8 protein-coding genes and 3 rRNA genes are annotated in these 13,615 nt (G+C 53.1%); 10 read left to right on the top strand and 1 reads right to left on the bottom strand.

Features of this window, described 5'->3' with window-relative positions:
* The first annotated feature begins 40 nt into the window (after positions 1-40).
* From B8987_RS05385 to B8987_RS05375, 3 genes are all read left to right on the top strand, one after another.
* Complete coding sequence (locus B8987_RS05385) at positions 41-463, top strand: acyl-CoA thioesterase (RefSeq protein ID WP_020372952.1); 423 nt, start codon at positions 41-43, stop codon at positions 461-463.
* Between the two features lie 14 nt (positions 464-477).
* On the top strand, positions 478-2,028 hold the full coding sequence (pruA, locus tag B8987_RS05380) for an L-glutamate gamma-semialdehyde dehydrogenase (protein ID WP_020372951.1): 1,551 nt from the start codon (positions 478-480) through the stop codon (positions 2,026-2,028).
* Between the two features lie 180 nt (positions 2,029-2,208).
* On the top strand, positions 2,209-3,066 hold the full coding sequence (locus tag B8987_RS05375) for an amidohydrolase family protein (RefSeq protein WP_020372950.1): 858 nt from the start codon (positions 2,209-2,211) through the stop codon (positions 3,064-3,066).
* Positions 3,067-3,112: 46 nt separating this feature from the next.
* On the opposite strand, the gene B8987_RS05370 is transcribed toward B8987_RS05375, so the two are convergent.
* Positions 3,113-4,714 carry an ABC-F family ATP-binding cassette domain-containing protein gene (locus B8987_RS05370; protein ID WP_020372949.1) on the bottom strand — a complete coding sequence of 534 codons (1,602 nt, stop codon included), beginning with the start codon at positions 4,712-4,714 and terminating at the stop codon, positions 3,113-3,115.
* Positions 4,715-4,945: 231 nt separating this feature from the next.
* On the opposite strand from B8987_RS05370, the gene B8987_RS05365 reads away from it, so the two are divergent.
* From B8987_RS05365 to B8987_RS05340, 7 genes are all read left to right on the top strand, one after another.
* Positions 4,946-6,463: ribosomal RNA gene (locus B8987_RS05365) — 16S ribosomal RNA — on the top strand.
* Between the two features lie 86 nt (positions 6,464-6,549).
* Positions 6,550-9,451, top strand: a 23S ribosomal RNA gene (locus B8987_RS05360).
* Between the two features lie 35 nt (positions 9,452-9,486).
* Positions 9,487-9,602, top strand: a 5S ribosomal RNA gene (rrf, locus tag B8987_RS20215).
* The 16S, 23S and 5S rRNA genes sit together here, the layout of an rRNA operon.
* A gap of 304 nt (positions 9,603-9,906) precedes the next feature.
* Complete coding sequence (locus B8987_RS05355) at positions 9,907-10,287, top strand: DsrE/DsrF/DrsH-like family protein (protein ID WP_020374223.1); 381 nt, start codon at positions 9,907-9,909, stop codon at positions 10,285-10,287.
* A gap of 416 nt (positions 10,288-10,703) precedes the next feature.
* A complete protein-coding gene (gene hypF / locus B8987_RS05350) occupies positions 10,704-13,055 on the top strand; it encodes a carbamoyltransferase HypF (protein WP_242823942.1) in 2,352 nt (783 codons plus the stop codon).
* Positions 13,046-13,345, top strand: a complete 300-nt coding sequence (locus B8987_RS05345; RefSeq protein ID WP_020374225.1) for a HypC/HybG/HupF family hydrogenase formation chaperone — start codon at positions 13,046-13,048, stop codon at positions 13,343-13,345. Before hypF ends, B8987_RS05345 begins: the two co-directional genes overlap by 10 nt.
* Positions 13,342-13,608, top strand: coding sequence for a HypC/HybG/HupF family hydrogenase formation chaperone (locus B8987_RS05340; RefSeq protein ID WP_139793470.1), 267 nt, complete (start codon positions 13,342-13,344; stop codon positions 13,606-13,608). The genes B8987_RS05345 and B8987_RS05340 overlap by 4 nt, the downstream gene beginning before the upstream one ends.
* The last annotated feature ends 7 nt before the right edge of the window (positions 13,609-13,615 follow it).

Raw genomic sequence — 13,615 nt, 5'->3', positions numbered from 1 at the left:
TTATGATTTTGACCGATTCCCATTTAAACGGGGGTTTATTATGCTGATATGGAGAACTCAGGTACGCTGGGCCGAGTGCGATGTGGCCGGGATTATCTATCATGCTCATCTTTTTGATTGGTTTTCCGAAAGTCGAATTCAATGGCTTATGGCTCATGATTTGGACTATTATAAGATCTTGAGACCGCGTGGTATTGAGTTGTTAGTTAGACATGCTGAAGCACAGTTTTTTCATGCGATGCATCCTGGGGATTTGGTGGCGGTGGACGTGGAATTGACGGGATTAAGTCCAACGAGAGCTCGATTTACTTATCGCGTACTAAGGGATGACATAACGCAACAAGAAACGAGCCGAGGCATGACGGAGCACATTTTTGTCCAACAAGGCCATGCGTCTCGCGTTGATCGTCACAACCCGGACCTCTTTGCCCGGTTTCAAGCAGCATATAGTCAATCTCAATAGGAGGAAACCTAATTATGGCGATTAAACCTTATCATTATGAGCCATTGACAGACTTTTCTGTCCCAGAAAATCGCAAGGCCATGGAAGAGGCATTACGTGAGGTACGGTCGCAATTTGGATTATCCTATCCGCTAGTCATTGGCGCGGATCGAATAGATACCGAAAAGAAAATTGTATCGGTGAATCCATCAAATCCCCAGCAAGTCATCGGGTCGGTCTCTAAAGCGGACACGAGCCATATTGATATGGCTCTTGAAACCGGATGGAAAGCATTTGCCCAATGGAAAAAAGTGCCGGGGCCGATGCGTGCTCGCTACCTCTATAAAGCGGCAGCGATAATGCGGCGGCGTAAATTGTTTTTATCCGCATTAGAAGTATATGAAGCGGGGAAAACATGGACAGAAGCGGAAGCTGACGTAGCTGAGGCCATTGATTTCTTGGAGTATTATGGACGGCAAATGGAAAGACTGTCTGAACCGGTCCCCCTAATTCCCTTAGACGATGAAGAAGACCGTGCGTTTTATGTGCCGTTGGGTGTGGGGGCGATTATTCCTCCGTGGAACTTTCCACTCGCTATCTTGACGGGTATGACCTCAGCGGCGATTGTCACGGGGAATTGCGTCATTTTAAAGCCGGCAAGCGCGACGCCTATCATCGGAGCCCATTTTGCAGAGATTATGCGGGAAGCAGGCTTACCATCAGGGGTTTTGAACTTTGTTCCCGGTGATGGAGGCACAATTGGTGATTATATTGTGACACATCCCTTGACCCGGTTTATTAGTTTTACGGGTTCTCGTGAAGTGGGATTACGCATTAATCAGCTAGCGGCTCAGGTATCCCCCGGTCAAAAATGGATTAAGCGGGTGGTCGCCGAAATGGGCGGTAAAGATGCCATTGTCGTCGATGAAACGGCTGACCTGGATGCCGCAGCAGAAGGCATTGTCACCTCAGCATTTGGATTTCAAGGGCAAAAATGCTCCGCGTGTTCTCGTGCCATTATTGTCGATGATGTTTATGATTTGCTCTTATCCAAGATTGTAGAGCGGACGAAAAAATTGCGGGTGGGTCCTGCAGATAACTTGAATAATCACATGGGGCCCGTCATCGATGAAAAAGCGTACGAAAAAATCTTTGGCTATATCCAGTGGGGAAAAGAAAACGCCAAGTTACAAACAGGTGGAACGACATTAGATGGTGAGGGATATTTCATTCCCCCGACGATTTTCTCTGATGTCGCCCCAGGCAGTAAGCTCGAACAAGAAGAAGTCTTTGGGCCGGTTCTCGCCGTTATTCGGGCCAAAGACTGGTCCGATGCCTTAAAAATCGCGAACGATACAGAATATGGCTTAACCGGTTCGGTCTACACAGCCCGAAGAGAGCGCATTGAACAAGCCGCTGACGAATTTGAAGTCGGTAACTTATACATTAACCGCAAATGTACAGGAGCCATTGTGGGCGCCCATCCCTTTGGGGGATTCAATATGTCAGGGACCGATTCGAAAACCGGAAGTCCCGACTATTTGTTGCTCTTTATGCAAATGAAAGTGGTTGCGGAACGATTTTAATGACGTTTCTTGGTAAACGGGATCATGAAAAAGCGCTGCTAAAAGCGGCGCTTTTTTCATGCATGCGGGGAGAGAGGGTAGGGAGAAAAATTGACAATAGAGTTAAACATAGTATAATGACATTGTGCCTAGAATAATAAATCCTGGGTACTGAAAAATTTAGGATAAAGGGATGATTCAATGGCCACACAGAGGATTATTGACATGCGAAATCGCCCCACCTTCTTACACCCCTTTTATGGCAAAAATGGCCAAGGCCCAGAGGTAGAAGTTGTTCGCTGGCTCGGCAAACGGGTCGGTGCCCATGACATCGATCATTTTCTCGCCCACCAAGATGTGAATGCCTACCTGTCTGCCTTGGATGATGCGGGAATTACGCATGCCGTGATTACGGGACGAAGCACACCCGCGGTGCGCATTCCCAATGATGAGGTGCGTGCCCTTGTGCAAACGGCTCCTACCCGACTCATTGGGATTGGAGCAGTGGATCCGTTAGCACTCGGGGTGGCCGGAGCGGTAGATGAAGTACGGCACATTAAAGACTTGGGGTTACAGGGCGTCAATATGGATCCCGCGTTTTTAGCAGAGCCGCTTCAAGCGGATGATGCCCGGTTATTTCCGGTGTACGAAGAATGCCAGCGCTTATCTTTACCCGTCTTCCTGATGACAGGGCCAACCTCTGTTGATTTGCGATTTGCCCATCCTGCCAATATTGGCGCGGTGGCAAATGCTTTTCCCCGGTTGAAAATTGTGGTCTCTCACGGCGGCTATCCATTTGTCGACGAAATGATTGGTGTCGCCTTTAAACATGAAAATGTTTTGGTATCACCAGATTTCTATCTCTTTGTGGCCGGTTCCAAGACGTTTGTTGAAGCCGCGAATGGTTTTATGCGTCACCAGCTATTATTTGGTACAGGCTACCCGTTTCGTCCGATGAAACAAACCGTAGAAGACTTCTTGCGGTTAGGATTTTTGGACGAAGTCTTGCCTGACGTGCTCTATAACAATGCGGCACACCTTTTGGGACTGGCGAATTAAAGACTTTACAGATATCGTATGGCTCCCTACGGGGAGCCATTTTGGGTTATTGGGACTGCGGAATACTGCGTCCCACTTGATACGATTCTTTATCCCAGATAAATTCTTGTCCCGTGGACCATAGGGTGTGCGTGCTGGTAGCTTGCAAAAACGCTCGGTCATGACTCGCGATAATCACGGAGCCGGGATAATCTTGAATCAAAGATTCCAAAGCTAAACGCATAGTAATATCCAAATGGTTGGTGGGTTCGTCTAAGAGAAGCAAGTGACTAGGCACCATTAAAGTTTCGAGCAGTTTCAAGCGGATTCGTTCGCCACCTGACCAATTATCCAGCGAAGTTTCTAGCAATTCCCGGGGTAAACCAAAGTGATGACCGACAAAGTAGATTTCCTCGCGTTCGAACCCTTGCTGGTACAAATAGTCGATAGCCGTAATTCCTTCGGGCAATTGCAACACGGCGTCTTGCTTGAGATAGGCGATCTGAACGTCTTGGTGCCAATGGATTTCGGCGGGTGATTGATAAATGGTGTCCATTAACGAGGATTTCCCCGTTCCATTGGCTCCGACTAAGGCAATTTTAGCGCCTTGTGGAATTTTAAAGGTTAATGGTTGCCACGTGCGGTGAGGGCGTCTGATGACGAGGTTTTGTATGGTGGCTAAAGGCTCTCGACTACTTTTGGCGAGACTGTTGTGTAATAACTGGGGACTACGGCGTTCAGTAGGAGCTGGTTTGATGACTTCCATCTTATCTAACTTATCTAAGCGCTTCATCCGGCTTTGGGCCAGTTTGGCACGACTGCCACTGCGGTAACGGGCAATATAATCTTCTAGCCGTTTTTGTTCTTCTAATAGCCGTTGATACCGATTGATTTCATTACGTAGGCGTTCTTCGCGTAAATGATGATATTTGCTCCAGGTTCCGGATATCGACCAAAAGAAACCATCTTCCCACGAGATAATCCGCGTGGTCGTATGGTCAAGAAAGGCGCGGTCATGGGATACCAAGATGACAGCTCCTTGAAAGGCGCGTATTTGTTGTTCTAACCATTCTATTGTGGTGATATCGAGATGATTATTGGGTTCGTCTAAGAGCCAGATATCAGCACCGGACAATAACACCTGCAAGAGCGCTAGACGGTGTTTTTCCCCTCCCGATAAGTGGTTGGGTGAATCACTCCAGCGACTTTCAAAAAAGCCCATCGCTAAGAGATGCGATTTGACGCGGGCTTCCCATTCGTAGCCCCCTAAATCGGTGAACCGTTCGGACAAGGCGCCCCAGCGTTCCATTAAATCATTGAGCTGGTCAACACCTAGGTCCGTTTGGGTCATGGCCGTTTCGATTTGCTGCAATTGGTCTGCCAAGTGGTGGATTTCCTGGTTAGAGAAATATGCACAGTCCCAAATGGTTGGGCATGACACCGGCTGCCATTGACTCAGCTGCGCGATTTTGGGTTCTCCGAAGAGTTTCCTAGTTCCCGCATCGGGTTCCAGTGTCCCGGCTACTATTGATAAGAAGGTTGTTTTACCCATACCATTGGGTCCGACAATGCCGATGCGATCACCGGCACTGATATTTAAGGTGATATCGGTCACAAGCGTTTTGCCGCCCACGGTAATGCGTAATGACTGTAAAGACATCCATGCCATAATCGTTTGTGACCTCCAAAAGGTTTTTCCCATTATCTTTTGATGGTAACATAACGCAGTGTAAAAAGGGAAAAGATAGTGTTGCATCAACTCATAAAAGGTGTTATTATATCAAAGCTGTCCGACAGGGCAGCACGGCCACGAGGTCAAGACCTCGGGCAGTCGGTCCTTGAAAACTATATCGTCATGTTGAAGTGAAAGTTATCGAATCACGTCAGAAGACAGAAATGAGTCATGGAGAGTTTGATCCTGGCTCAGGACGAACGCTGGCGGCGTGCGTAATACATGCAAGTCGAGCGGACCTTCGGGTCAGCGGCGGACGGGTGAGGAACACGTGAGTGATCGGGCTGTGAGTGGGGGATATCGGGCCGAAAGGCGCGGCAATCCCGCATACGTTCCGGGGAACCGGAAGAAAGCTTGGCAACAGGCGCTCACAGGGGAGCTCGCGGCCCATTAGCTAGTTGGGGGGGTAAGGGCCTCCCAAGGCGACGATGGGTAGCCGGCCTGAGAGGGTGAACGGCCACACTGGGACTGAGACACGGCCCAGACTCCTACGGGAGGCAGCAGTAGGGAATCTTCCACAATGGGCGCAAGCCTGATGGAGCAACGCCGCGTGAGTGAAGACGGCCTTCGGGTTGTAAAGCTCTGTCTGTCGGGACGAAGACCGGCCCGGAAGGGCCGGGGAGCCGGTACCGACGGAGGAAGCCCCTGCAAACTACGTGCCAGCAGCCGCGGTAAGACGTAGGGGGCAAGCGTTGTCCGGAATTACTGGGCGTAAAGGGCGTGTAGGCGGTGCGATACGTAGCGGTTTTAAGCCTCCGGCTCACCCGGAGGAGGGCGGCTAAACGGTCGCGCTAGAGGGCAGGAGAGGTGCGTGGAATTCCTGGTGGAGCGGTGAAATGCGTAGAGATCAGGAAGAACACCCGTGGCGAAGGCGGCGCACTGGCCTGGCCCTGACGCTGAGGCGCGACAGCGTGGGGAGCGAACGGGATTAGATACCCCGGTAGTCCACGCCGTAAACGATGGGTACTAGGTGTCGCCCGGGTCCACCGGGCGGTGCCGGAGCTAACGCACTAAGTACCCCGCCTGGGGAGTACGGCCGCAAGGTTGAAACTCAAAGGAATTGACGGGGGCCCGCACAAGCAGTGGAGCATGTGGTTTAATTCGACGCAACGCGCAGAACCTTACCAGGACTGGACACGCTCGTGAGCGCCGCGAAAGCGGCGGGCCCTTCGGGGAGCGAGCGCAGGTGCTGCATGGTTGTCGTCAGCTCGTGTCGTGAGATGTTGGGTTAAGTCCCGCAACGAGCGCAACCCTTGTCGTGTGTTGCCAGCGGTTCGGCCGGGCACTCACACGAGACTGCCGGTGACAAACCGGAGGAAGGTGGGGATGACGTCAAATCCGCATGGCCTTGATGTTCTGGGCTACACACGTGCTACAATGGTCCCGACAACGGGATGCGACGGCGCGAGCCGGAGCCAATCCTTCAAACGGGATCTCAGTTCGGATTGCAGGCTGCAACTCGCCTGCATGAAGCCGGAATTGCTAGTAATCGCCCATCAGCATGGGGCGGTGAATTCGTTCCCGGGCCTTGTACACACCGCCCGTCACACCACGAGAGTCGGCCACACCCGAAGCCGGGCGATCCAACCGCATCCGCGGAGGGTCCCGTCGACGGTGGGGTCGGTGATTGGGGTGAAGTCGTAACAAGGTAGCCGTATCGGAAGGTGCGGCTGGATCACCTCCTTTCTAGGGAGCTTCACATGACGATATGGTTTCCGAGGACCGACGGCGGCGCAGAGCGCCGCGGCCGGCGGACCTTGACAACTTTACAGGAGAAAGAGACAACCAGCACACGGGGGATGCCTCGGGTGCGGATGGGGCGAAGAAGGTCGTGGCACGCCACGAAAGGCCTCGGGGAGCGGCGTCGCACGCAACGATCCGAGGGTCACCGAATGGGGAAACCCCCAGACCGGCAGGTCTGGACGGTTCGCCACAGGGCGAAACCGAGTCCAAAGCGGGGAACTGAAACATCTCAGTACCTGCGTCGAGAAAGCGTCAGCGAATCCCGTAGTAGCGGCGAGCGAACCGGGACGAGTCCAAACGTTCGAGGCGTGACCGGACATACCGGCGCCTCGGGCGGGTTGCGGGCCTGTCTTGTCGGCGTATGTCGACCGACACCGGCTCTGCGCCGTCGATCCGAAGCTGTTGGAATGCAGCGCCCTAGCGGGTGAGAGCCCCGTCGGAGCAGACGCGCGCAGACCGGGACAGGTTCCAGAGTACCACGGTCCTCGTGGAAGACCGTGGGAAGCCGGGCGGCCCACCGCCCAAGACTCCCGACCATCCGTCACCGATAGCGCAGAGTACCGTGAGGGAACGGTGAAAAGCCCCCCGGGAGGGGAGTGAAAGAGATCCTGAAACCGTGTGCTGTCAAGCCGTCAGAGTGGGGTTCGCCTCATGATGGCGTGCCTATTGAAGAATGAACCGGCGAGTGACCGGCAGGCCGCGAGGTTAACGACCGGGAGGTCGGGAGCCGCAGCGCAAGCGAGTCTGAAGAGGGCGGCCAGTGGCCGCCGGTCGACCCGAAACCGTGTGATCTAGCCGGCGCCAGGCTGCAATCCCCTTAAGCCGGGATGAAGGGCCGCACCCGTGTCCGTTGAAAAGGGCTGGGACGAGCGGCGGCTAGGGGTGAAATGCCAATCGAACACGGAGATAGCTGGTTCTCCCCGAAATCGCTTGAGGGCGAGCCTCCCCGACCAATACCGACGGGGTAGCGCTCTGTGAATGGAAGGGGTCCGTGAAGGATTACTGCCTGTTCGCAAACGACAAAGTCGTCGGTAGGCGGGAGAGAGTCAGACGTTGGGGGATAAGCTCCAAGGTCAAAAGGGTAAGAGCCCAGATCGTCCGCTAAGGTCCCCAAATGACCACTGAGTGGCAAAGGTCGTCGCGTGATCGAGACAGCCAGGAGGTTGGCTTAGAAGCAGCCATCCTTGAAAGAGTGCGTAATAGCTCACTGGTCGCAGTCGCGCGGCGCCGAGAATGTGCGGGGCTAAGTGGTCTACCGAAGCGGCGAATCGGCCTCCTTGCGGAGGCCGGTGGTAGGGGAGCGTCCGCCGGGGGGCGAAGCGTGCGGGGAACCGTGCGTGGACCGCGGCGGAGTGCGAATGCCGGTATGAGTAGCGAAAAGGCCCGTGAGAATCGGGCCCGCCGAAAGCCGCAGGGTTCCGGAGGCAGGATCGTCCGCTCCGGGTTAGTCGGGCCTAAGGCGAGGCCGTTGAGGCGTAGTCGATGGAGACACGGTGGAGATTCCGTGACCAGCCGATCACGGCGAAGGGAGCAGGACGTGGTCCGCGGGGGTCTGCGCCCCGTTGGTCGTGGGCGTCCCGCAAGGGGGACGGAACCGCAAGTACGGAAGAGAGCTCGGCGGACCACCGAGAAAAGTGCAACTGGAGTGATCGGGTGTCCGTACCCGAAACCGACACAGGTAGGCGAGGCGAGGAGCCTCAGGCGCGCGAGTGACCTCTCGTTAAGGAACTCGGCAAATTACCCCCGTAACTTCGGGAGAAGGGGGCCCGGCCGCAGCCGCGGCCGGGGGCACTACAGCGGCCCAAGCGACTGTTTACCAAAAACACAGGTCCCTGCGAAGTCGTAAGACGCCGTATAGGGGCTGACGCCTGCCCGGTGCTGGAAGGTTAAGGTGAGGGGTGCAAGCTCCGACCCGAAGCCCCAGTCAACGGCGGCCGTAACTATAACGGTCCTAAGGTAGCGAAATTCCTTGTCGGGTAAGTTCCGACCCGCACGAAAGGCGTAACGACTTGGGCACTGTCTCAACGAGAGACTCGGTGAAATTGCAAGTCCTGTGAAGATGCAGGATACTTACGACTGGACAGAAAGACCCCGTGGAGCTTTACTGTAGCCTGCCATGGAACGCGCGCGACGTGTGTACAGGATAGGTGGGAGGCGGAGAAGCCGCCGCGTTAGCGGCGGGGGAGCCATCCTTGGGATACCACCCTCACGGCGTGCACGATCTAACCGCCGCCGGCACCCGGCGCGGGACAGTGGCAGGGGGGCAGTTTGACTGGGGCGGTCGCCTCCTAAAGCGTAACGGAGGCGCCCCATGGTTCCCTCAGCACGGTTGGACAGCGTGCAGGGCGTGCAAAGGCACAAGGGAGCTTGACTGCGAGCGTGACAACGCGAGCAGAGCCGAAAGGCGGGCTTAGTGATCCGGTGGCACCGCGTGGCAGGGCCATCGCGCAACGGATAAAAGCTACCCCGGGGATAACAGGCTGATCTTCCCCAAGAGTCCATATCGACGGGAAGGTTTGGCACCTCGATGTCGGCTCATCGCATCCTGGGGCTGAAGTCGGTCCCAAGGGTTTGGCTGTTCGCCAATTAAAGCGGTACGTGAGCTGGGTTCAGAACGTCGTGAGACAGTTCGGTCCCTCTCCGTCGTAAGCGGTGGATACTTGAGGGGCGCGACTCCTAGTACGAGAGGACCGGAGTGGACGAACCGCTGGTGTGCCCAGTTGTGTTGCCCAATGCAGCGCTGGGAAGCTAGGTTCGGAGCGGAGAAGCGCTGACCGCATCTAAGCGCGAAACCGACCCCAAGATGAGGTATCCGAGGCGGCCTATGGGCCGCCACGAGACCCCCACACGACCAGTGGGTAGATAGGTGGTCCGTGGACACCCGGTAACGGGCGGAGCGAGACCATACTAATCGGTCGAGATCTTTCTCCTGTGAAGTTGTGAGGGTCTGTGGAGCCCCGAAGTTTGTCGGTGCTTTAGGTCGCGTGTGTTGACCCGTTCCCATCTCGCACACGGTCGTCCCCCACGCGGCCGCTGGTGGTACTGGATCCGTCGGGATCTGGGAGGCCCAGTGGTGCCGACAGATATTTTTTATGCCCCTCTCAGGGATGATGAGAGGGGTTTTTTTGATCGCACTGAACGCTGCAATCACGATTCGGTTCAACCGGTTAAAGGAATACTTATGGCTTGGGAACGTATGGACATGTTATTTGACCCTGTTTAGTAAACACGCCGCTGCACGGATTTTTTTTCCGGTGAAATCCTTCACAATTCAATAAATTGGGTCCATTAAGCCCTTATATCCTTCCCCCATAAGGCCTAATTTCTTTTCACCCAATGCGCAATAATCGTGGATAAGAACGTGAACAGCAAAGGGGGAATACTCATTGCAGAAGGTTGCGATTATTGCCAGTGGCGAAAATATCGACTCGGCCTATAAAGTCTTAAATATAGCCAACGCGGCCGCCACAATGGATGTCCAGGTCATTGTCTTTTGTACTTTTGGTGGGCTTCAAATGCTTTTCAAGGACCCGCAATATCCAATGATTCCGCTTCTCGAACCTTTTCAAGATCGTCTTAAAGATATTCCGACAGTCAAAGAATTGCGGGAATCCGCCATGGAAATGGGCGTGACATTTATTGCATGTCAAATGACGATGGACCTTATGGGGATTTCCGCGGATGATTTAGTGGACGGCATTACCACGGCTGGAGCCACTGCGTTTATGGAAGAAGCTCTGGACGCTGATTCGACGATTACCTTTTAGAGATCATGTGATTTTTTGGGTTACTGCAAAACGCTCTCGATGAATGAGGGCGTTTTTATGTTCATTTGCCGTGAAGAACAAGAATCATAAAGTAGTGCCAGCAAATACTCCGTTTGACTTATTAGCATTCAACAAATGAGCCATCACGGGATAAAAGTCATTTTACTGAAAAATCCTATGGATAAGTTAGTCAGCCGATCATTAGCAATAGTTCTTTAGAAACAGTTATACGAACACTGATAGCGAACAAAAATTTAGCTTATACGACCATAAAAGTAGGGTCGAATGGACCTATGGGCAGAGTTCAATGTCACTTTATACTCGCTATAGAAATATTTATAGTCTTGGGTAATTTTTCTAAAAGGTCTTATAAAATTTTTTAACTCAGAAAGTGTCGGCGACCTATGGTGGAAAATATGACGGTGACCACTGATATTCGACGAGTGCGCTTCATTGTGGAAGGAACGGTACAAGGTGTAGGGTTTCGTCCCTTTGTCTATCACCTTGCGCAATTAACCAAATTAAACGGGTTTGTCCGCAATGATGGGCAAGGTGTCATTATTGAAGTGGAAGGTCCTTATCACTTTATCCAGACATTTCGTTCAAAACTCGTGACAGATCTGCCAGGGCTTGCGACGATTACACGCATCCGTGAGGAGAATTGCGACATTCACCATGTGACTAGTTTCGCCATTCAGGATAGCACACAAGGCATTCGCCGTGCACTCACTATTCCACCAGACGTGGCCTTGTGTCCAGAATGTCGCAACGAACTGTTTGATCCGTCTAACCGGCGCTTTGGCTATCCATTTAATGCCTGTACGCAATGTGGTCCGCGTTTTACCGTCATTGAAACTCTTCCCTATGACCGCATGGCAACAACGATGGTAGATTTTCCATTATGTGAAAATTGCGACGAAGAATATCGCGATCCGGGTAGCCGACGGTTTCATGCGGAAGCCACAGGCTGTTTATCATGTGGTCCAACGCTTGAACTGCTGACAGATGATGAGAGTTTCACGGGACCAGTTCTTGATCAAGTGAGTCGCCTGCTAGCTCAAGGAGATATTGTGGGCATTAAAGGCATTGGGGGATATCACTTAGCTTGCGCGGCATGGAATGATGAGAGCATCGAACGTCTTCGACAGATAAAAGCGCGACCGAGCAAACCCTTTGCGTTAATGGCCCGTGATGTGGATACTATCCGCAAGTTTTGCGTGGTGACGCCCGAAGAAGAAGCCTTATTATCCTCCCCTGTGGCCCCGATTGTGTTGCTGGCTCATCGCCGAGATGATTCCCTCTTATCGGACCTGATTGCTCCTGGGCTGATGAAAGTGGGCGTGATGCTCCCTTATGCACCATTACATGCCCTCATTCTTGAACAGCTCAAAGCAGAAGGATATCCCCCCATTGTTGTCATGACAAGTGCCAATCATCATGGAGAACCGGTGATATTCGAGGATCAGACCATGGGATCTTTTGTTCACCAAGTGGATGGGATATTACGTCATAACCGCCGGATAGAGATTCCTGTGGATGATTCTGTGGTACAAGTTGCTGATAATGGTAGGCCCCTTATCTTACGGCGAGCTCGTGGATTTGTGCCTTCACCGATCAAACTACCCACCTCGGTTCCCATATCGACTTTAGCCCTTGGCAGCCATATGAAAAGCACCTTTTGTCTGACCGAGGGTGATGAAGCGATTTTGAGCCCGCACATAGGCGATTTAGATACCACCCTTGTGCAAGACCGCTACCGCTATGTTCTAGCCCACATGCTCGCTCTCGGTGATATTGAACCGGCCACCATTGCTGTCGATTTTCACCCGCAATATGCGTCAAGTCATGTGGCCAGTGCTTGGCCTGACGCCGAAATCATTAAAGTGCAGCATCACCACGCTCACATTGCTGCTGTCATGGGCGAGCATGTCATAACGGACCGGGCGGTGGGATTAGCCTTAGATGGCACGGGTCTCGGCGACGATGGGGCGATCTGGGGTGGGGAAATTTTGGTAGCCCGTCTCACCGATTTTCAGCGGGCATGCCATGTGCGTTATGTCCCGTTAGTGGGCGGTGATCGTGCTATTCGTGAACCCTGGCGTATCGCGGCGACTTATCTTCAACTGATTTTTGGTGATGCATGGCTGCAATTTCCCTTGGAGTTTGTTCGTGCCGTGCCGCTAAAATCGTGGCGCCTTGTGAAACAACTGCTGGAACAGAACGTGCATAACCATCCAACATCGAGCACAGGCAGGCTTTTTGATGCCGCAGCAGCTTTAATCACGGGGCGAATAGCGGTAGATTATGAAGCCCAAGCGGCCATGGAACTTGAACAACTCGCCCGGGAAGATGTCGAACCGTATGCATTGCCTGTCATGGCGAGCCCTCTTCAAACCGGAATAATTGATCCCTTTCCGCTGATCCGGGCTGTCATGACCGATTTGTTGCACCACGAAGACCAGCGGATAATTGCCGGCCGATTTCACAAAACCTTGGCCTGGATGTTTGCCGATGCGGCCGCTGATGTCGCAGAAAAGCAGCGCATTGCGCACGTTGTAGCGGCGGGCGGCGTGATGCAAAATCGCGTTTTCGTCAAGGCCCTGAGAAATCGGCTAGCCGCACGGGGTTATGACCTTAAGGTGAACGAGAAAGTTCCCCCTAATGATGGCGGGCTGAGTTATGGCCAGGCAGTGGTGGCTCAGGCTATTTTGGCCGCCCGCGCCACACAAAACCCAAAGATTGGAAAGGAGTACCAGCCATGTGTTTAGCCATTCCGGGCAAAATCGTAGAAATTGAAAATGAGACCGAAGCCAAATTGGAGGTTACTGGAGTCAAACGGCGTGTTGATGTGTCGCTGTTGAAACAACAGGGCATTGCGATTGCACCAGGCGATTGGGTCGTGATTCATGTGGGATTTGCCATGAATAAAATTAACGACCATGAAGCTCAGAGTATGTTGCAAGAACTTCACAATTTGGGACCTGAAAACTACCAGGACGAATTGATGTTATGGGATTTAATGTCGTCTGACACGCACGAGCCTAAGGAGCCCAAATGATGAAGGCAACGTGGTATCTAACGGTTCCGGCAGCGTCCCATGAGGACAACGAACCCGTATGTGTGACATGTAGTGATGCTGCCGAAACCATGGAAATTGAACGCGTGGAATCTTTGTATGACGCGGTAGCATTGAGCGCACGGGGGCCGGTACGAATTGATGTATCCCTCATAGAAACCCCACACGCTGGACAAAAAGTCTTAGTGCACGGGGGCGTTGCGCTCGGTATTGTTACCGAAAACGACTCAACGACTGACCAGTAAGGAGTAG

Source organism: Sulfobacillus thermosulfidooxidans DSM 9293, from assembly GCF_900176145.1.
Taxonomy (GTDB): domain Bacteria; phylum Bacillota; class Sulfobacillia; order Sulfobacillales; family Sulfobacillaceae; genus Sulfobacillus; species Sulfobacillus thermosulfidooxidans.
Note: the sequence above shows the minus strand (reverse complement) of the source record. Positions and strands in the feature narration are given on the sequence as shown.

Bases quoted from the DNA above. Each gene is read 5' to 3' on its own strand.
- B8987_RS05385 (WP_020372952.1), top strand. From the start codon at position 41: ATGCTGATATGGAGAACTCAGGTACGCTGGGCCGAGTGCGATGTGGCC.
- pruA (WP_020372951.1), top strand. From the start codon at position 478: ATGGCGATTAAACCTTATCATTATGAGCCATTGACAGACTTTTCTGTC.
- B8987_RS05375 (WP_020372950.1), top strand. From the start codon at position 2,209: ATGGCCACACAGAGGATTATTGACATGCGAAATCGCCCCACCTTCTTA.
- B8987_RS05370 (WP_020372949.1), bottom strand. From the start codon at position 4,714: ATGGCATGGATGTCTTTACAGTCATTACGCATTACCGTGGGCGGCAAA.
- hypF (WP_242823942.1), top strand. From the start codon at position 10,704: ATGACGGTGACCACTGATATTCGACGAGTGCGCTTCATTGTGGAAGGA.
- B8987_RS05345 (WP_020374225.1), top strand. From the start codon at position 13,046: ATGTGTTTAGCCATTCCGGGCAAAATCGTAGAAATTGAAAATGAGACC.
- B8987_RS05340 (WP_139793470.1), top strand. From the start codon at position 13,342: ATGATGAAGGCAACGTGGTATCTAACGGTTCCGGCAGCGTCCCATGAG.